General features: G+C 71.2%; 17 protein-coding genes and 1 pseudogene. 3 read left to right on the top strand and 15 right to left on the bottom strand.

Annotated elements, in window-relative coordinates; translation table 11 throughout:
* Positions 1-174: 174 nt before the first annotated feature.
* The 4 genes from O7631_RS31430 to O7631_RS31445 all read right to left on the bottom strand — a co-directional run bounded on the left by O7631_RS31430 (position 175) and on the right by O7631_RS31445 (position 4,187).
* Positions 175-459, bottom strand: a complete 285-nt coding sequence (locus O7631_RS31430; protein ID WP_278147554.1) for a GlsB/YeaQ/YmgE family stress response membrane protein — start codon at positions 457-459, stop codon at positions 175-177.
* A gap of 576 nt (positions 460-1,035) precedes the next feature.
* Positions 1,036-1,320 (bottom strand): GlsB/YeaQ/YmgE family stress response membrane protein, encoded by a 285-nt coding sequence (locus O7631_RS31435; RefSeq protein ID WP_278147555.1) that lies wholly within the window; start codon positions 1,318-1,320, stop codon positions 1,036-1,038.
* A gap of 339 nt (positions 1,321-1,659) precedes the next feature.
* Complete coding sequence (lepA, locus tag O7631_RS31440) at positions 1,660-3,534, bottom strand: translation elongation factor 4 (protein ID WP_278147556.1); 1,875 nt, start codon at positions 3,532-3,534, stop codon at positions 1,660-1,662.
* A gap of 116 nt (positions 3,535-3,650) precedes the next feature.
* The gene (locus O7631_RS31445) at positions 3,651-4,187 is read right to left on the bottom strand and encodes a DUF4240 domain-containing protein (RefSeq protein WP_278147557.1); all 537 of its coding nucleotides are present in this window, start codon (positions 4,185-4,187) and stop codon (positions 3,651-3,653) included.
* A gap of 61 nt (positions 4,188-4,248) precedes the next feature.
* Here O7631_RS31445 and O7631_RS31450 point away from each other — a divergent pair, with 61 nt between their 5' ends.
* Together O7631_RS31450 and rpsT are read left to right on the top strand one after the other, a co-directional pair.
* Positions 4,249-5,235, top strand: a complete 987-nt coding sequence (locus tag O7631_RS31450; RefSeq protein ID WP_278147558.1) for an aminoglycoside phosphotransferase family protein — start codon at positions 4,249-4,251, stop codon at positions 5,233-5,235.
* A 302-nt stretch (positions 5,236-5,537) separates the two neighbouring features.
* Entirely contained in the window at positions 5,538-5,804 is a 267-nt protein-coding gene (gene rpsT / locus O7631_RS31455) for a 30S ribosomal protein S20 (protein ID WP_030336508.1), read from the top strand.
* 177 nt (positions 5,805-5,981) lie between these two features.
* Here rpsT and O7631_RS31460 read toward each other — a convergent pair whose 3' ends face one another.
* From O7631_RS31460 to O7631_RS31485, 6 genes are all read right to left on the bottom strand, one after another.
* Entirely contained in the window at positions 5,982-6,404 is a 423-nt protein-coding gene (locus O7631_RS31460; protein WP_278147559.1) for a hypothetical protein, read from the bottom strand.
* On the bottom strand, positions 6,401-7,381 hold the full coding sequence (gene holA / locus O7631_RS31465; protein ID WP_278148078.1) for a DNA polymerase III subunit delta: 981 nt from the start codon (positions 7,379-7,381) through the stop codon (positions 6,401-6,403). The genes O7631_RS31460 and holA overlap by 4 nt, the downstream gene beginning before the upstream one ends.
* A 140-nt stretch (positions 7,382-7,521) precedes the next feature.
* Entirely contained in the window at positions 7,522-9,915 is a 2,394-nt protein-coding gene (locus O7631_RS31470) for a ComEC/Rec2 family competence protein (protein ID WP_278148079.1), read from the bottom strand.
* 35 nt (positions 9,916-9,950) lie between these two features.
* Positions 9,951-10,757, bottom strand: coding sequence for a ComEA family DNA-binding protein (locus O7631_RS31475; RefSeq protein WP_278147560.1), 807 nt, complete (start codon positions 10,755-10,757; stop codon positions 9,951-9,953).
* 281 nt (positions 10,758-11,038) lie between these two features.
* Positions 11,039-11,278, bottom strand: a complete 240-nt coding sequence (locus O7631_RS31480) for a hypothetical protein (protein WP_278147561.1) — start codon at positions 11,276-11,278, stop codon at positions 11,039-11,041.
* The gene (locus O7631_RS31485) at positions 11,275-12,681 is read right to left on the bottom strand and encodes a transposase (protein ID WP_278147562.1); all 1,407 of its coding nucleotides are present in this window, start codon (positions 12,679-12,681) and stop codon (positions 11,275-11,277) included. The genes O7631_RS31480 and O7631_RS31485 overlap by 4 nt, the downstream gene beginning before the upstream one ends.
* A gap of 25 nt (positions 12,682-12,706) precedes the next feature.
* Between O7631_RS31485 and tnpA the strand changes: the two are divergent.
* Positions 12,707-13,122: pseudogene (gene tnpA / locus O7631_RS31490) on the top strand (IS200/IS605 family transposase).
* A 149-nt stretch (positions 13,123-13,271) separates the two neighbouring features.
* Here tnpA and O7631_RS31495 read toward each other — a convergent pair.
* The 5 genes from O7631_RS31495 to pepN form a co-directional block, all read right to left on the bottom strand.
* Positions 13,272-14,126, bottom strand: a complete 855-nt coding sequence (locus O7631_RS31495; protein ID WP_278147563.1) for a DegV family protein — start codon at positions 14,124-14,126, stop codon at positions 13,272-13,274.
* 72 nt (positions 14,127-14,198) lie between these two features.
* Complete coding sequence (locus O7631_RS31500; RefSeq protein ID WP_278147564.1) at positions 14,199-14,828, bottom strand: histidine phosphatase family protein; 630 nt, start codon at positions 14,826-14,828, stop codon at positions 14,199-14,201.
* Positions 14,825-15,232, bottom strand: coding sequence for a ribosome silencing factor (gene rsfS / locus O7631_RS31505; RefSeq protein WP_269682756.1), 408 nt, complete (start codon positions 15,230-15,232; stop codon positions 14,825-14,827). The genes O7631_RS31500 and rsfS overlap by 4 nt, the downstream gene beginning before the upstream one ends.
* A 110-nt stretch (positions 15,233-15,342) precedes the next feature.
* Positions 15,343-15,939, bottom strand: coding sequence for a nicotinate-nucleotide adenylyltransferase (nadD, locus tag O7631_RS31510; RefSeq protein WP_269682755.1), 597 nt, complete (start codon positions 15,937-15,939; stop codon positions 15,343-15,345).
* Between the two features lie 108 nt (positions 15,940-16,047).
* The gene (gene pepN / locus O7631_RS31515; RefSeq protein WP_278147565.1) at positions 16,048-18,564 is read right to left on the bottom strand and encodes an aminopeptidase N; all 2,517 of its coding nucleotides are present in this window, start codon (positions 18,562-18,564) and stop codon (positions 16,048-16,050) included.
* Positions 18,565-18,629 lie beyond the last annotated feature (65 nt).

Below are 18,629 nucleotides of genomic sequence, written 5' to 3' on the forward strand. Positions count from 1 at the left end.
AGTGGGCGGGACTGGCCGAAGCGAGGCGACCGTACCGCAGCGGCCCGACCAATGCCCCTGCGGCACCGGGTCGAAGTCGGGCACATCCGCACGAAAGAGCGCCCGGCCGAGGCCGGGCGCTCTTTCGATTGGTGCTGTCTTGTCAGTGCTGTCCTGCCAGGTGATGCACTGTCGTTATCGGGTGACGCGGCGACGCCCACCGACACCGGCCACCAACGCGACCGCGACCGCCGCGACGACCACCTGAACCAGCAGCTCGCCCCAGTCCACACCAGCGGTCTCAGTCGCAATACCGATCGCCCGCGCCAGCACCGTACCCAGCAGCGCCGCACCCACACCGATCAACAGGTGCAGCCAGATCGGCATGTTCTGCCGACCCGGAACCACCAGGCGGCCGAGCGCGCCGACGATGAGACCAACAACGATCGCAGTGATGATGCCCCACACGGTGAGCTCCACGGCCACCCTCCCTCAAAGAATGTCTGACACACGATGTGTGTGCTTTCTGTCGTGACCCCTAAGTTCCCGACCCGCCGAAAATCCAAACCGACTTCGCCCACCAAACGATCACGAGGTGGCCGACCAGGACACGTTCCACCAAGCAGGCTGGACGGTCACGACCCCACTGCCCCGCCGACCAGGCCGGCGGGGCAGCGCTCGGCCGGCGGGGCACCGCTCGGGCCGCTCGGCCGGCAGGACCGGGCTGGGCAGCGCTGGGCCGCGCACCTGCGCGCGCTTGATCGACTCCAGCTCGGCGATATTGCGGCATCCGGTCAGCCGGATACCGCCAGATCGGCGATACGGAGTCGACCACCACGTCGGCCTCGCATGATCGACACGAGGTCGCTGAAACGGGGGTATCCGCGGCACCGGGACAGCCCGACTTCACGGAACCCGAGCCGATCACGGCTGCTGTCGGCGGATCGGGCCGACGAACCGGGCCCGAGCGCCACCACACTCAGGAGGAGAAACGCGAAGGGCGCCCGGCCTGTCGGCTGGGCGCCCTTCGCGAGCGTTGTTACATCAGTGCTGGTGTTATCGGGTGACGCGGCGACGCCCACCGACACCGGCCACCAACGCGACAGCGACCGCCGCGACGACCACCTGAACCAGCAGCTCAGTCCAGTCCACACCAGCGGTCTCCGTCGCGATACCCATCGCCCGCGCCAGCACCGTACCCAGCAGCGCCGCACCAATACCGATCAACAGGTGCAGCCAGATCGGCATGTCCTGCCGACCCGGAACCACCAGGCGGCCGAGCGCGCCGACGATGAGACCAACAACGATCGCAGTGATGATGCCCCACACGGTGAGCTCCACGGCCACCCTCCCTCAAAGAATGTCTGACACACGATCTGTGTGCTTCCTGTCGTGACGGTTAGATGCCCGAGCCAACGAAAATCCAAACCGACTCAGTCACAAACAAGTTGCCAGCATCGATGCCGAGAGGTTGCGTCGATTGGGTTGGGAGCGCGTCCACACAGGTCAGGCATCATGTTGCCCGGGGCGACTACCGGACGCAGAGCCCCAAAAAAATCCTGCCCACACACCCAGCCACGCCCGCACGCCGATGATCAAGAGGTTTGCGTCAAAATCCGGGGCTCGGATGACGCAAACCTCTTGATCACCGCAAGCAGCGGCGGGCAGCCCCAGGTGGGGTTACTTCTTGGGGGCCTTGTTGTCGCCGGAGTCGGAGGACAGGGCGGCGATGAAGGCCTCCTGCGGCACCTCGACCCGACCGACCATCTTCATCCGCTTCTTGCCTTCCTTCTGCTTCTCCAGCAGCTTGCGCTTACGGCTGATGTCACCGCCGTAGCACTTGGCGAGCACGTCCTTGCGGATGGCACGGATGGTCTCCCGGGCGATGACCCGGCTGCCGATGGCCGCCTGGATCGGCACCTCGAACTGCTGGCGCGGGATCAGGGTACGGAGCTTGGCGGCGATGGTGACGCCGTAGTTGTACGCCTTGTCCTTGTGCACGATGGCGCTGAACGCGTCCACCGGCTCGCCGTGCAGCAGGATGTCCACCTTCACCAGGTCGGACGCCTGCTCGCCGGAGGGCTCGTAGTCGAGCGACGCGTAGCCCTTGGTACGGCTCTTCAACTGGTCGAAGAAGTCGTAGATGATCTCCGCGAGGGGCAGCGTGTAGCGCAGCTCCACCCGGTCGGCGGAGAGGTAGTCCATGCCCAGCAGGGTGCCGCGCCGGCCCTGGCAGAGCTCCATCACCGCACCCACGTAGTCGTTCGGGGTCAGCACGGTGGCCCGGACCACCGGCTCGTACACCTCGGCGATCTTGCCGGTGGGGTACTCGCTCGGGTTGGTCACGACGATCTCCGCGCCGTCGTCGGTGATCGCCCGGTAGACGACGTTCGGGGCCGTGGAGATCAGGTCGAGGTTGTACTCGCGCTCCAACCGCTCCCGGATGATCTCCAGGTGGAGCAGGCCGAGGAAGCCGCAGCGGAAGCCGAAACCAAGCGCGCCGGAGGTCTCCGGCTCGTAGTCCAGGGCGGCGTCGTTGAGCTTGAGCTTGTCCAGGGCCTCGCGAAGGTTCGGGTAGTCGGACCCGTCGATCGGGTAGAGGCCGGAGTAGACCATCGGCTTCGGGTCCTTGTAGCCACCGAGCGGCTCGGCCGCCGGCCGGCTGTTGATGGTGACGGTGTCACCGACCCGGGACTGCCGGACGTCCTTCACACCGGTGATCAGGTAGCCGACCTCGCCGACGCCGAGCGCCTCGGCCTTGACCATCTCGGGCGAGATGACGCCGATCTCCAGCAGCTCGTGCACGGCGCCGGTGGACATCATCTTGATGCGGTCGCGGGCGCTGATCCGACCGTCGATGACCCGGACGTACGTGACGACGCCGCGGTACACGTCGTACACCGAATCGAAGATCATGGCCCGGGCGGGCGCCTCGGCGTCACCGACCGGCGGAACGAACTGCCGGACGATCTCGTCGAGCAGGTGCGGGACGCCCTCGCCGGTCTTGCCGGAGACCCGGATGCAGTCGGCGGGGTCACCGCCGATGAGGTGGGCCAACTCCTCGGCGTACTTCTCCGGCTGGGCGGCCGGCAGGTCGATCTTGTTGAGCACCGGGATGATGCGCAGGTCGTTCTCGAGCGCCAGGTAGAGGTTCGCCAGGGTCTGCGCCTCGATGCCCTGCGCGGCGTCGACCAGCAGCACGGCGCCCTCGCAGGCGGCGAGCGACCGGGACACCTCGTAGGTGAAGTCGACGTGCCCCGGGGTGTCGATCATGTTGAGCACCGCGTGGTCGCCGGCCCGCTCACCCTCACGGATGGTCCAGGGCATGCGGACGGCCTGGCTCTTGATGGTGATGCCGCGCTCGCGCTCGATGTCCATCCGGTCCAGATACTGCGCGCGCATCTGCCGGGGGTCGACCACGCCGGTGAGCTGCAGCATCCGGTCGGCCAGGGTCGACTTCCCGTGGTCGATGTGGGCGATGATGCCGAAGTTCCGGATGCGACCGGGGTCGGTGGAACCAGGGGCGTTCGCGCCGGGATCGAGCTTCGGTGGCACAGCGGTCCGTTCTGGTCGGCTGACGTGAACAGGCCGGCGCGCCGCCGACCCCCTCTATGTTCCCACGCCGCCGGGGTACGCCCACTGCGCGGGCGATGCATCGGTCCGCGGACGCCTCACTCCAGCGGCGGTTCGACGAAGAGCGCGGCCAACCGGGGCAACCGCCGACGCGCCTCCTCCTCGTCGTCGAAGTCCCAGAAGTCGTTCAGGTCCGGCGTCCGCACCGGGTCCCGGTCCGCGGGTAGATCGGTGGCGGTGGCCTTGCGGTACGCGTCCCAGGGCACCGACAGCATCCGCTCGGCGGAGAACTCCTCGCCGCTGAGCGAGGCTGCCCGCACCTGCGGCAGTTCGGCCAGCGAGTCCGGTTCGGCGACCGCGCGGGCGAAGACCGCCCGCCCCTGCGTCATCAGCCAGCCCCGGAAGTGCTCGAAGCCGTCGGCCGAGGCACCACCGTTGATCAGGTACGCCGCACCCCACAGGTCCGCCTTGTGCGAGGCGGCCAGCACCCGCGTCTGGTGCCGGGCGTACCCGACGATGTCCTCCGGGTCCCGCTCGGCGAGCAGGGTGACGGCCCGCGCGGCGACCGGCCCGGGCTCTCCCCCGCCGCCGGCCCGAGCCTCGTCGATCAGCTGCCAGAAGTCCTCGGTCCTCATGGCTTGGCAGTCTGGCAGTGTCGCCGCGCGTCGCGCACGCACCCCGGGGCAGCATGGTGCGGTGTCCTCTCCCTCGTTGCCGCCGGTGCCGTACCACGCGAGCGCCCAGCGGCCGTCGTGGTCGACGTTGCCGGCGACGCTGCGGGCCGCGGTCGCCGACCGGCTGGGCGCGCCGATGGTCACCGCCCGGGTCGCGGGTGCGGGCTTCACCCGCGGCTTCGCCGCGGTGCTCCACACCGCCGCCGGTGGCCGGGCCTTCGTGAAGGCAGCACCCGCCGCCGAGCAACAGCACTTGGTCGAGTGGTACGCCCGGGAAGCAGCGATCCTGGACCGGCTGCCGCCCGACCTTCCGGCGCCCCGCCCCCGGTGGACGCTCTACGAGGCCGGCTGGTTCGTGCTCTGCACCGACGCCGTCGACGGCCACACCCCACGCCTGCCCTGGGTGCCCGCCGAGCTGGACGCCACCCTCGCCGGGTACGCGGAGGTCGCCGCCGCCCTGGCCGAGCCGTCGGCCGAGCTGACCGCCCTCGGCCTGCCACACCTGGCCGACCTGGCCCGCTCGGACATCCTCTGGTGGGAGGAGGTCGCCGCCGGTCGGGAACCCCCGCCCCCGCTGCCCTCGTCGACCCTGGACCGGTTGCCCGACCTGGTCGCGTTGGAGTCCCTCCTCCCCCGGTACGCCGCCGAGGCGACCGGTCTGATCCACGGGGACCTACGGGTAGACAACGTGCTGATCGGCGCGGACGGCCGAGCCTGGTTCTGCGACTGGACCTGGGTGTGTTCCGGGCCGGCCTGGTTCGACCTGGCCGGTCTGCTCCTCACCGCGTACGCCAGTGGGCTCGACGCCGACCGGCTCTTCGCCACCCACCCGGCGACCGCCGGCGCACCGCCCGACGCGTTGGACGCGACCCTGGCGGCGTTGGCCGGCTACTACCTCACCGGAGCGGCGGCGGCACCGCCGACGGCTTCGCCACACCTGCCCGCCCACCAACGGTGGAGCGGCGAACAGTCGCTCGACTGGTTGGCCCGCCGTCAGGGCTGGCGCTGACAGCGCCCCGCCCACAACCCCAGCCCCCCCGCCCGCAACCCCAGCCCCCCGCACACCAACGCGGTGATCAAGAGGTTTGCGTCAGAAGAAGGCCGTCTGGTGACGCAAACCTCTTGATCACCGGGGACAGCACGGCCGAGCGGTCGGATAGGCTCCCCACCCAGGACGGAGCCCCGTTCGGGCCGAGCCGTTTTGGCTCGTCCCGGGCGACCTGGTAACCTGGCTCTTCGCGCGGCGGTGACGCATGTTCGTCATCCAGCGCACAAGCTGACCAACCCGAGCTATCAAGACGAGGCTGTCGCGTGGCGAACATCAAGTCCCAGATCAAGCGCAACCGGCAGAACGAAAAGGCCCGGCTGCGCAACAAGTCGGTCAAGTCGTCGCTGAAGACCGCCGTCCGGAAGTTCCACGAGGCTGCCGAGGCCGGTGACGTCGAGAAGGCGACCGCGCTCATGCTGGACGCCTCGCGCAAGCTGGACAAGGCCGTCAGCAAGGGCGTGATCCACTCCAACCAGGCCGCGAACCGCAAGTCCGCGATCGCGAAGCGCGTGGTGGCGCTCTCCGCCTGACGACTTCACCGTCAGACTGATTCGGAAAGCCCCGGGCCCAGGCCCGGGGCTTCCGTGTGTCCAGGGCCGGAACCGGCTGGTGGCCCGCTTCGGGTTGCTCACCCGGAGGCGGCCCATCGAGCAGCAGTCGGGCCCGGCCAGTCTGGGCCTGCCGGGTCGTTTCCCGGCGGCCGGGGCTCAGTCTGACGGGTGGGCGCGGCGTGGAGGTGGCACCGAATCCGCAGTGATCACCACGCCGGTGACACTGTGCGAGACCCACTCCACCTGGGCTCGCCCGACCGCCGGTTCCATCTGGCGGCGGAACCGGTCCCGTTCCTGCTCGGGCACGAGCGCCGCGGAGCGGACCACGATCGCGGCCACCATGTCGTTGAGCTTGACCATCGCCGCCACCACGACGGGCAGCACCAGCACCGCCCACCAGGTGACAAGTTCGGCGAGGGCGAGCAGCACCGCCAGGGCGATGGTGCCCTCGAAGAAGAGGAAGCACAGCACGCCGCCGGGGTTGACGAATCGCAGGCCGAGGATCCGGGCGTAGAGCGGCCGGTACCGCTCCTCGTCCACTCCGACGGTGGCCCACGCCGGGCGGTTCGCCCCCGTCACCTGGTGCTGCCCTGCCGGGCCGCCGCGACGGAGAAAACCGCCCGTTCCAGGGCGTACGCCCGGTCGTCTGATCCGCCCTTGACGGCCGCGTTGCACTCGGCGGCGACCTGCATGGCCCGGACCAGGCCCTCCGGGGTCCAACCGCGCCCCTGTCGCTGCGCCCTTTCGATCTTCCACGCGGGCATGCCGAGGCTGCTGGCCAGCTGGTACGGGTTGCCCCGCCCGGCAGACGCCACCCGGGCCACAGTGCGTACTCCGTCGGCCAGGGCATCGGCGATGGGTACCGGATCGACCCCGACGTGCAGGGCCCAGCGCAGCGCCTCCAATGCCCCCGGTACGTCACCGACCATGGTGGCGTCCGCCACCGTGAAGCCGGTCACTTCGACCCGACCCCGGTAGTAGCGGGCGACGGTCTCGGCGCTGATCCGCCCGTCGGTGTCGGCGATCAGCTGGGAGCAGGCGGCGGCCAGTTCGCGGAGGTCGTTGCCGACGGCCGCGATGAGCGCCTCGGCGGCGTCGTCGGTGCACCTGCCTCCAGCTCGGCGGATCTCGTCCCGGACGAAGGCCACCCGGTCGCGGTGTCCCTTGAGCTTGGCGGCCGGCACGACGGTCGCGCCGGCTGCCCGCAGCCCGTCGGCGAACGCCTTGCCCTTGGCGGCACCCAGGTGCAGCACCAGCAGTTGGACGTCCGGGTCGGGATTCTTCGCGTACGCCAGCAGCGCGGCGACCAGGTCCTTGCGCGCGTCCTGACCGGAACGCAGGATCAGCAGCCGCCGCCCACCGAACAGCGACGGGCTGAGCATCTCGGCGATCTCGCCGACGGTGAGCGTTCCGGCCTGGTACTCGCGGACGTCCACCTCGGGGTCGACGCTGCGAACCTTGGCGACAGCTTCGGTGACCGCGCGCGTGGCGAGCAGCTCCTCGTCACCGAGGACGAGCAGAATGGGGGCGAGGCTGGCGGGGGTCACGCCGCCCATATTCGCACGCCCCGGCGTGGGATCGTGCCTGCTCATCAGCTGCTCGGTCGGCGCAGCCCGCACACAACGCAAATCCCGACATCTATCTCAATTGCCATTTGGTGCGCAATTCAGGCAAGGTTGGCTCGCCCGTCTCAGGTCTACCGCCCCGGTGGCACCCCTCGGTGGGCCACTGCCAGGCCGTTCCTCGTCCGAACCGCTGCCAGGTCACCGTCGGTGTCGGTACGCAGCACCCGGGCACCGCCCCTGCCCAACCGACTGAGCAGCCCGGGGCTCGGATGCCCGTAGGTGTTGCCGGCGCCGACCGGCACGAGCGCGACGGCGGGCCGCACCGCGTCGAGAAATCCGAGATCCTGGTACGCCGAACCGTGGTGGGCGACTTTCAGCACGTCCGCCCGCAACTGGCCGGGCGTCGCCCTCGCCACCATCGCGTGCTGCTCCTCGGCCTCCGCGTCGCCGGCGAGCAGGATCCGCACCCCGGCCACCGTGGCGCGCAGCACCAACGAGTTGTTGTTCGGGTCGGACCTGGTGCCGGCCAGCGGGTACGGCGGGCCGAGCACCAGCAGCTCGACCCCACCCACGGGGTGTCGGGCGCCGGCCACGGTGGTCAGCAACGCGGCCCGCCCGCCGGCCGCCGCCGCCCGGACGAGGTCCCGGCCGCTCTCCGGGTCGGTCGACGACGGCGTCAGCACGGCCCCGACCCGCCGTCCCCGGAACACCCCGGCAACCCCACCCACGTGGTCGGCGTGGAAGTGACTGATCACCAGCAGTGGCACCTCCCGTACGCCGAGCCGCCTCAGGCAGCCGTCCACAGCACCCGGCTCCGGCCCGGCGTCCACCACCACGGCCCGGCCGGGTGCGACCGGCAGCACCACGGCGTCGCCCTGGCCCACGGCGCAGACCACCACCACCCAACCCGGCGGCGGCCAGCCGGCGAAGACCAGCCGTACCGGAAGCGCACCCAGCACCGTGGCCACCCCGACGACCGCCACCAGCCGCCGTACGAGTGGTCGGCGCACCGCGACCAGCAGCGCGACGGTCAGCGCGGTCAACAGCAGAGCGCCGGGCAGCCCGCCCAACCACGGCACGGTGCCGCCCGGCAGCCGGGCGCCCTGCCGGGCGACGACCACCAACCACCAGGCCGGCCAGCTCGCCAGCCAGGCGAGGAACTCGGCGCCACCCGGCCAGACCGGCGACACCATGGCCGCCAACACGCCCAGCACTGTCGCCGGCGCGATGGCCGGCACCGCCAGCAGGTTGGCCGGAACCGCCACCAGGCTGACCGTGCCGGAGATGCCGGCGACGACCGGGCCGCAGGCCAGTTGTGCGGCCGCCGGCACTGCCAGCGCCTCCGCCAGCCCCGCCGGTACGCCCCGGCGACGCAACCCGTCCCGCCAGCGCGGCGCGAGCAGCAACAGACCGCCGGTGGCCAGCACGGAGAGCGCGAACCCGGGATCACCGGCCAACTCGGGGTCGACCAGCACCAGCACGGTGACGGCGGCGGCAAGCGCGGGCAACGCGGCTCGGGGCCGACCGGCGGCCAGCGCGGCGAGCCCGATCGCTCCCATCGTCGCCGCCCGTACGACACTGGGCGACGGACGGACCAGGATGACGAAGCCCACCAGCGCGACCCCGCAGAGCCCGACGGCGAGCCATGGCCCGGCCCGTGACCATCGGGCCAGCAGCAACACGGCGCCTACGACAATCGCGACATTGCTCCCCGACACCGCATTGAGATGCGTCATTCCGGTTGCCTGGAAGTCCGCCTCGACGTCGGGCGGCAGCCGGCTGGTGTCCCCCACCACCAGCCCGGGCAGCAGCCCACCCGGATCGTCGGGCAGCGGGGTGCAGGCCCGTTGCAGGCCGGCTCGCAGCGAACCGGCGGCACGCTGCGCCCAGGACGACACACCATGCCGCTGCGGCGGGCCGTCGACGCTGAGCACGGCCGCGGTGAGGTCGCCACCACGCGGAACGCCGAGCCGGCCGTCGGCGCTGAGGCGCTGCCCGGGCAGCAGGCCCCGCCAGGTCGGGTCGGTCGCCAGGACGAGCAGCCGCGCCGACGCGTGAATCCGGCGGCCATCCGGGCCGGTGAGCCGGACCGACTCCGTCGACACCAGGAGCATGCCCGGTCGGCCGGCGCTCCGGATCGGACGCGGATCGTCCCGCACCACCAGATCGACTGTGACCAGAGCACGCTGCTCGGCCAGGGCACGGATAGCCGGTGCGTCGCGAACGGCCAGGCGCGCTCCGGTGGCCGCACCACCGGCGACCACGCCGAGGCCGACCGCCACGGCGATCCACCCGTAGCGCCGCGCCACGGCCCCGGGACGGCCGAGGCGGCCGAGCAGATGCAGAGCACCGGCCGCTGTCACACCGGCCGCCCCGCCGGCGCCCAGCAGGACGGCCAAGCCGCCCAGGTGCAGGCCAGCGAGCGCGGTGAGCCAGGCCGCCACGGCGAGCCCAGCCAGTCGCAGATCCGGCGGTTGGGCGGGGGCCTGGTCGGCCGGCGGCGCTTGCGGCGCGCCAGCGGCCACGGTGGTCAGCCGCAGGCCAGCGGCGGCGGGCTTCGTCACACCGTCACCAGATCCTTGAGCTGCTCGTACCGTGCGTCGCCGATCCCGTCGACCTGCCGCAGGTCGCCGACGGCCTTGAACCCGCCGTGCTGGTCCCGGTGGCTGAGGATCCGCTGGGCGAGCACCGGCCCGACCCCGGGCAGCGCGTCGAGTTGGGCCAGGGTGGCCGTGTTGAGGTTCAGCGGGCCGGTGGCCGTCGCGGCCCCACCTCCCGCCGGGCCGGCCGGTGCCGGCGGAGGCGTCACCCCGACCACGATCAGCTCCCCGTCGGTGACCTTGCGGGCGGGGTTGAGCAGCGCCAGGTCGACACCGGGCAGTGGACCACCTGCCGCCTGGACCGCATCGGCGAGCCGGGAGCCGGCCGGCAGCCGTACCAGACCGGGCTTGCGGACCTTGCCCGCGACCGCCACCACCAGCTCGCCGGAGCCGGGCCCGCTGGGGTCACTCGTCGAGGCGGCCGACGGGGTCTCGCCGACCAGCGGCGCGACCGCCTCCGACTGGGGCCGGGACCGCCAGGCCCAGCCGGCCGCACCCAACACCACCACCACGGCGACGACAGCCAACGCCCGTACCCCGCGTCGCCCTGGATCGAACGCCCCCGGACCGGCCAGTCGCGACTCGGGCTCGCTCGCGAGGCCGCCGGGCGCCGGCTCCGCGAGTGGCGCGGCGACCCGGGACGGCAGCACGCCACCCACGGGTACGCCCACGGGCGTCCTCTCTGGCCGGGGTGGCACCGGTGCGGCGACCGTCTCCGTCAGCCGCCGCAGGCGCTGGCGTACCTCTGTCTCCTCGTCGTGCGACACAGGGCGACGCTATGGCGGCGGACGCCGCAGCGGGACGCCTCGGCATCGCCCTGTGGACAGGCGACGCCACTGTGGACAACGCCCTGATCATGCCCCGATCTGCTATGGCCGCACGGGCCAGGCCGTCGTCGGGTGCTCCTCCACGAGCGTCGGCGCCGAGGCCGGCCCGACGGTCACCCGCGCTCGGCCGCCGAGTCGTCGCGCAGGCTTCGGCGGACGAACCGCCGGAGCTGGCGCCGGTCGATTCGGCGGCTACAGGTGCGGCCGGGTGATGATCTCGATCATGTGGCCCGACGGGTCCATGAAGTAGACAACTCGTCGTCGACGAGGAACGCGTAGTGCTGTAGCTGGACGTCCACCGGCGGCTCGGCGAACTGGAGCAGCACGCCCTCGTCTAGCTGGACGTTGACGAACGGTCCCCACGACGGCGCTTCCGGCAACTCGAACAGCGCCCGGTAGAACGAGGCCGAGGCGTTCCGGTCCTTGCTGACGACGATGGTGTGGTTGAACGTGACTGTCATCCGTACCGTCTTCTTCCCGGTCGATCCGTAGACCCGACCGGAAGCCCACAGCGTTCACCCAGCCACCCCGATGACACGACCCCGAGGGCACCGACGCCCCGGATCCCGCACGAGAGCCGCGCGTACGGCGTCAGTCTCGGCGTGGTGGCTGAATTGACATCCTCTCCGTCCTGAAGGACGGAGATTCCCTCCACGCTGCGTGTGGAATACGCGGCGTCCAGGTGGGTTCCCGCTTCTCTGCGCGCCGCCGGGACGAGTCCCGGTCTTACGTGTGCTCCACGGGCGTTGAAGTCCGCCTGTCCGGCGGCCTTGATGTTGATGGCGGCGTTGTGGTCACGATCGTGGACTGCTCCGCAGGGGCATTCCCATGCTCGGACGTTGAGCGCCATCTTCTCGTTGATCCGCCCACATGCCGAGCACATGCGGGTGGACGGGAAGAACCGGTCCACCCGGCCGAACACCCTGCCGTACCGGGCGGCCTTGTACTCCAGCATGGCGGTGAAGCTGGACCACCCCGCGTCGTGCACGCTCTTGGCGAGCCGGGTCCGGCCGAGACCGGTCACGCACAGGTCCTCGACATAGATCGCTTGGTTCTCGCGGACCACCGTCGTGGACAGCTTGTGCTGCCAGTCGCGCCGGGTGTCGGCCACCCGGGCGTGCGCCCGTGCGACCTTCACGGCGGCCTTCTTGCGGTTCTGACTCCCGCGCTGCTTGCGCGAGAGGTCCTGTTGCAGCCGCTTGAGCTTGCGGGCCGCGCGGCGCAGGAACGTCGGCGCGGCGACCTTCGTGCCGTCCGACATGACGGCGAAGTGGGTCAGGCCCAGGTCGATACCGACCTCGGACTCGACCGGCGGCAGCGTCTCGCCCTCGCCCGCCTGCACGACGAACGAGGCAAAGTACCGCCCGGCCGCATCCCGGATGATCGCCACGGACGACGGGTCCGAGGGCAGCGTGCGGGACCAGCGGACCGCGAGGTCCCCGATCTTCGGCAGGCGCAACCGGCCGTTGTCCAGGACCTTGAATCGACTGTTCTTGGTGAACCGGATGGCCTGTCGATTGTCCTTGCGGGACCGGTACCGGGGCGGGGCCGTCTTGCGGCCCTTGCGCTTGCCCGAGATCGAGGCGAAGAAGTTGCGGTACGCGTTATTCAGGTCCCCCAGGGCCTGCTGCAACACCACGGCCGACACCTCGGAAAGCCAAGCCCGTTCCGGCGTCGCTTTTGCCTCCGTAATCAGGCGGCGCGACAGTTCGGCGTCCGACACGTACGGCAAGCCCTGCTCGCGGGCCTCCTGCCGCAGGCGCAGCCCATCGTTGAACACCACCCTCGCGCACCCAAACGCCCTGGCCAACTCGATCTGCTGGCCAGGCGTCGGATCAACGCGGAACTGGTAACGCAGCTGCACGGAAAGCACCGTACCAAGTTGGTCTATGGCACAGCTTGAAGGCATCCGTACTGGTAGGCACTGCGTTTTCGTGATGCACGCCCACTTGGTTTTCGTGACGAAGTTCCGGCACAAGGTGTTCGCCGACCGGCACCTGTCCCGCATGGAATAGATCATGCAGGACGTGTGCGCCGACTTCGAGGCGGATCTGGTCGAGTTCAACGGCGAGAACAACCACGTCCACCTTCTCGTGAACTACCCGCCCAAAATGGCCGTGGCCCGGCTGGTCAACAGCCTCAAGGGCGTGTCCTCGCGACGGCTGGGCAGGAGTTCCCCGATCTCGTGCGGCACTACTACCGGGCCAACAAGCTCTGGTCGGGCTCGTACTTCGCAGGCTCGGTCGGCGGGGCGTCGCTGTCCGTCGTGAAGCAGTACATCGAGCAGCAGAACCGTCCCGGTTAATGCACTGCTCGGGCCTTGGCGGCCCCCCAACGCGGGCCTTCACCCCGGCCTGAAGGGCGGAGGACTGGCCCGCATTCCGGTAGCCAGAACCTCCGGGGGGTAGGCCCATCTGGGGCGCGCACGGAGGCTAACACGGCGGGGCGGGTCGGTCAGCCGGCCGGACGACGGTGGACGACCACACAGGCCAGACCCGGGCCGGCGTGGGCGGCGACGACCGCGCCGGCCTCGGAGACGTACGTGTCGTGCAGCCGGTCACCGAACCGCCCGGTCAGGGCGACGAGCAACGCCTCGGCTCGCTGCGGCGCGGCCAGGTGGTGCACCCCGAGGTCGACGTCGTCGTCCCCGGCCGCCTCGACGGCCAGGTCGACGAGCCGGGCCACGCCGCGGCTGGCGGTGCGGACCTTCTCCCGCAGCACGATCGCCCCGTCCGGCATGTGCATGATCGGCTTGACGGAGAGGGCGGTCCCGAGCAGCGCCTCGGCGGCGTTGATCCGGCCGCCTCGGCGGAGGAACTCGAGCGTGTCGACGTAGAACCAGACGGTGGTACGGGCGACGGCGGCGAGCGCGGCGTCGCGTACACCGGCGAGGTCGACGCCGGCCTCGGCGGCGGTGGCGGCCGCGATGGCCGGGAAGCCGAGACCCATGCCGGTCGAGCAACTGTCCACGACCTCGACGCGGCCGTCGAGGTCGGCGGCGGCCAGGCGGGCGGCCTCGACGGTGCCGGACAGCGCGGCGGAGATGTGCACCGAGACGATCCCGTCGGCGCCGTCGTCCAGCAGTCGGCGGTACGTCCGGGCGAACTGTTCCGGTGCCGGCCGGGAGGTGGTCGCGGTGACCCGGCGGGCGCTCAACGCCAGTGTGGCGTCGGCCGGCTGGGTCTCCACCCCCTCCAACCCCTCCGCACCGTTGAGGACGACTGTCAACGGCACGACGGTCAGCCGGTGCGCGTGCACCAGCTCGGGCGGCAGGTAGGCGGTGGAGTCGATGACGACCGCGACGGGCATGCCCGGCACGCTAGCCGATCGGGACGCCGAACGACGAAGCGCGATGACGCCCGGCCGGGGCGAGGGTGGTGCTCAGACCGCGTCGACGGCGACCGGGGCGGTGATCAGGCCGACGTTGTGCGCCCGCAACTGCCAACCGCGGACGTCGTCGTGGCGCAGCTCGGTCCAGTGGCAGTTGGCGAGCGAACCGACGGCACGCAGCACTGTCGCGTCCCAGCCGAGCAGGTGACCGACGCCCTGCCGGGAGGCCCCGCCGTGGGTGGCGATCACCACGGTGCCGCCCGGTGCCGCGTGGGCGGCCTCCAGCAGCGCGGCGGCGACCCGGTCCCCGAGGTCGGGCAACGGTTCCACGTCGACCCCGGGAGCGGGGTCGCCGGCCTGCCAGCGGGCGTACTCATCGGGGAAGCGCTCGGCGACCTCGGTGAGGTGCAGGCCCTGCCACTGGCCGAAGTGCCGCTCGCGCAGCCGTGCGTCGGTGCGGACCGGCAGGCCGGTCAGCGCGACCAGCGCGGCGGCGGTCTCCGCGGCGCGGCCCAGGTCACTGGACACGATGGCGTCGGGCCGCAGCGCGGCGAGCAACGGCGCGGCGGCGCGGGCCTGGTCGCGACCCAGCTCGTTGAGGGGTACGTCGGTCTGCCCCTGGACCCGGTTGGCGGCGTTCCAGTCGGTGTTGCCGTGCCGCCAGACGATCAGCTTGGTCATTCGGCTGCGGCGGACCCGCTGGCGTCGGCCTCGACCAGGTCGCGGTCGACGAACGGGATGGTGGGGCAGTCCTTCCAGAGCCGGTCGAGGGCGTAGAACTCGCGCTCCTCGGTGTGCTGGACGTGCACCACGATGTCGACGTAGTCGAGCAGCACCCAACGGCCACCGCGCTCACCCTCGCGCCGTACCGGCTTCGCCTTGTCCGGAAGCTCCAGCAGGCTTTCCTCGATGGCGTCGACGATGGCCAGCACCTGACGCTCGTTGGGGGCGGCGGCGAGCACGAACGCGTCGGTGATGGCGAGCTGGTCGCCGACGTCGATGATCGTGATGTCCTGCGCCTTCTTGTCGGCGGCGGCCTGGGCGGCCGCGATAGCCAGCTCGTGAGCGCGTTCGGAAACTGTCACCGTTCTCCTTCGATCAGGCGTGCGATCCTCCAAGCGTCTCACACCCGTCGGCGGACCGACCGGGCAGTTCTGGTCGGTTTCAGGCAGTAACAGGGTCATTCCGGGCGGGTTCAGCGCTGATAGAGGCTCCGCTTGGCGATGTACTGCACCACACCGTCGGGGACCAGGTACCACACAGGTTCGCCCCGGGCGACCCGGGCGCGGCAGTCCGTCGACGAGATGGACATCGCCGGCACCTGGATCAGACTGACGGTGTCCGCCGGAAGGTGCTTGTCGGTCAACGCGAACCCGGGCCGGGTCACACCGACGAAGTGGGCCAGCTCGAAGATCTCGTCCAGGTCCTTCCAGGACAGGATGCGTTGCAGGGCGTCCGCTCCGGTGATGAAGAACAGCTGCACCTTGGGGCCGTACTCGGCCTGGAGGTCGCGCAGGGTGTCGACCGTGTACGTCGGCCCACTGCGGTCGATGTCGACCCGGCTGACCTGAAAGCGGGGGTTGGAGGCGGTCGCGATGACCGTCATCAGGTAGCGGTCCTCGGCCGGGCTCACCGGTTCGTCGGCCTTCTGCCACGGCTGCCCGGTCGGAACGAAGACCACCTCGTCCAGGCCGAACCGGTCGGCCACCTCGCTGGCAGCGACGAGGTGCCCGTGGTGGATCGGGTCGAAGGTGCCACCCATGATCCCGATCCGCCGGATATCTTCCTCCACCCCGTGATCGTAGGCCGACCACGTGAGCGTGCTGTTGCGGCCCGGGGCAGTTCCGGCCAGGGCGGTGGGCGTGGGGTGGCTCGGCGGCCACCCCACGCCCGACGGCTCTCATGCCGACGCGGCCGCCACCGCCGTCCGGGCGACGAGCGCGCGGCGCAGGTCGTCGTCGGCGTCGGTCACCACCCGGCGCAGGCCGGGGGTCAGGTCGTCGCGGGCCAGCAACGCCGCGGCCGCCTCCCGGGTCGGCTGCGCCACGGCGTAGCGGGGGAACGCCAGGGCCGCCACCCGGTCGGCCGTCCAGGGGGTACGCCGACTCGCGGCGGCCGGCATCTCCGCGAAGTACCTGTCGACGTACGCGGCGGTCAGCTCGGCCTGTTCGGGTTGCCAGAACCCCTCGGCTGTCGCTTCCAACAGCCGGTTGGACAGGTCGGTGTCCCGCACGAGGATCTCCCAGGCGGCCTGCTTCGCCGCCGGGTCGGGCAGGGCTGCCCGGCAGTGGGCGGCCCGTTCCGCGCCCGTGGCGCTGACGTCGGCCGCTGCCTCGATGGCGATCTCCGCCTCGCCGGCGGCGCCCAGCACCACCAGCCGGCGCAGCACCGCCCAGCGCAGCTCCGCGTCGACCTTCAGGCCGGCCGGCACATCCCGCCCGGCGAGCCAGCCGACGAGCAGGTCGTCGTCGGTGGTCGCGGCGATCCAGCCCCGTGCGGCGGCGAGCTGCAACGACTCTCCGGCCGGTGCGCCGTCGAGCAGGCGCTGGCACGCCTCGGCGACCCGGGCCAGCGCCGCCGACCGGGTCAGCGGGTCGAGGTAGCGGTCGACGAGCGACCGGCTGAGGGTCAGCACGTCCTCGGCGATGATCACCTCGGTCTCGGCGGGCAGCGCGGCGACCATCAGGTCGACCAGGCCGGCTACCGGCCGCTCCCCGTCGGTAGCCGCGTCCAGTGCCTCGCCCCACAGCACAGCCCTGGCCAGCGGGTCGGTCAGACCGGGCAGCACCAGCGGAACGGCCGCCGCCGACGCCGGGTCGAGACGTACCTTGGCGAAGGTGAGATCACCGTCGTTGAGCAGCAGCAGCCGGGCCGCCGGCAGGCCCTCCAGCTGACCCAGCACGGTCCGATCACCGTCGACGGCCGGGTCGATGTCCACCTCGTCACGGAGGACGCTGCCGTCCGCCGAGTAGCGGCCCACGCCGATGCGGTGCGGACGCCGCACCGGGTGCGACTCGGGCGCCGTCTGCACCACCGCCACCTCGGTGTAACGGCCCTCGGCGTCCACGGCGACCTCGGCGCGCAACGTGTTGACCTGCGGCCGACGCAACCACAGCTCGGCCCAGCCGGAGAGGTCCCGCCCGCTGGCGCTGGTGAGGCTGGCCAGCAGGTCGTCGAGGGTGGCGTTGCCGAAGCGGTGCGCGGCGAAGTGCGCGTTGAGGCCGGCCAGGAACGCCTCGTCGCCGAGCCACGCGACCAGTTGCCGCAGCACGCTGGCCCCCTTGGCGTACGAGATGCCGTCGAAGTTGAGCAGGCCCTCGTCGGCGTCGGCGACCTCCTCCGGGGCGATCGGGTGGGTGGAGGGGCGCTGGTCGGCGGCGTAACCCCACGCCTTGCGGCGCATCGCGAAGGTGGTCCATGCCTGGTCGAAACGGGTCGCCTCGGCGGTGACCCGGGTGCCCAGGTACTCCGCGAAGGACTCGTTCAACCACAGGTCGTCCCACCAGCGCATGGTGACCAGGTCACCGAACCACATGTGGGCCATCTCGTGGGCGATGGTGCTGGCCCGCTGCTCGCGCTGGGTGTCGGTGACCGCGGAGCGGAAGATGTAGTCGTCGCGGAAGGTGACGATGCCCGGGTTTTCCATCGCGCCGGCGTTGAACTCGGGCACGAACGCCTGGTCGTACTTGCCGAACGGGTAGCGCTCGGTGAAGAGCTCGTGGAACCGGTCCAGGCACTGCCGGGTCACGGTGAAGATCTCGTCGGCGTCGGCGTCCAGGTGCGCGGCCTGCGACCGGCGGCAGTAGATGCCCAGTGGCACACCGTCGTGCTCGGCCCGCCGGACGTGCCACGGCCCCGCGATGAGCGAGAAGAAGTACGTCGCCAGGGGCGCGCTCGGGGCGAACTCCCAGCGACCGGGAGCGGGGTTGGCGACCACCTCGGCGTTGCCGGAGACCGTCCACTGCGTCGGCGCGGTCACCGAGAGGGTGAACGGGGCCTTGAGGTCGGGTTGGTCGAAGGCGGCGAAGATGCGCTGCGCGTTGTCGAGGAACGACATCGCGTAGAGGTAGGTCTCGCCGTCGGCCGGGTCGACGAAGCGGTGCATCCCCTCGCCCGCGTTGGAATACGCCATCTCCGCCTCGACGACGAGCGTGTTCTCCGCGTCGAGGTCGTCGAGCGGCAGCCGGTTGCCGGCGAGCAGGCCGGGGTCCAGGTCGCGGTCGTTGAGGCGTACACCCAGCAGGGTGGTGGGCTTGACCTCGGCGAAGGTCGCGGTGCCGGGGGTCGCCCGGAACCGGATCTCCACGCGGGACCGGAACAGCTCCGGGCCGCCGGTCAGGTCGAGGTCCACCTGGTAGGACTCGACAGTAATCGCCGCGCCACGCGCGGTCGCCTCTACACGGGTCAGGCTCGGCATCCGCTTATCCTGCCCGATGGGGATCGGCACCCGGTCACCACACGACCCTCGGCACTGGAGGAAAG

This window comes from Micromonospora sp. WMMD967, assembly GCF_029626165.1.
Taxonomy (GTDB): Bacteria; Actinomycetota; Actinomycetes; order Mycobacteriales; family Micromonosporaceae; genus Micromonospora; species Micromonospora taraxaci.

Coding starts and splice junctions, on each gene's coding strand:
- O7631_RS31445 (WP_278147557.1), bottom strand. CDS start 4,187: ATGAGGACCGAGGACTTCTGGCAGCTGATCGACGAGGCTCGGGCCGGC.
- O7631_RS31500 (WP_278147564.1), bottom strand. CDS start 14,828: ATGACCAAGCTGATCGTCTGGCGGCACGGCAACACCGACTGGAACGCC.
- O7631_RS31495 (WP_278147563.1), bottom strand. CDS start 14,126: ATGCCCGTCGCGGTCGTCATCGACTCCACCGCCTACCTGCCGCCCGAG.
- O7631_RS31480 (WP_278147561.1), bottom strand. CDS start 11,278: ATGACAGTCACGTTCAACCACACCATCGTCGTCAGCAAGGACCGGAAC.
- holA (WP_278148078.1), bottom strand. CDS start 7,381: ATGGGCGGCGTGACCCCCGCCAGCCTCGCCCCCATTCTGCTCGTCCTC.
- pepN (WP_278147565.1), bottom strand. CDS start 18,564: ATGCCGAGCCTGACCCGTGTAGAGGCGACCGCGCGTGGCGCGGCGATT.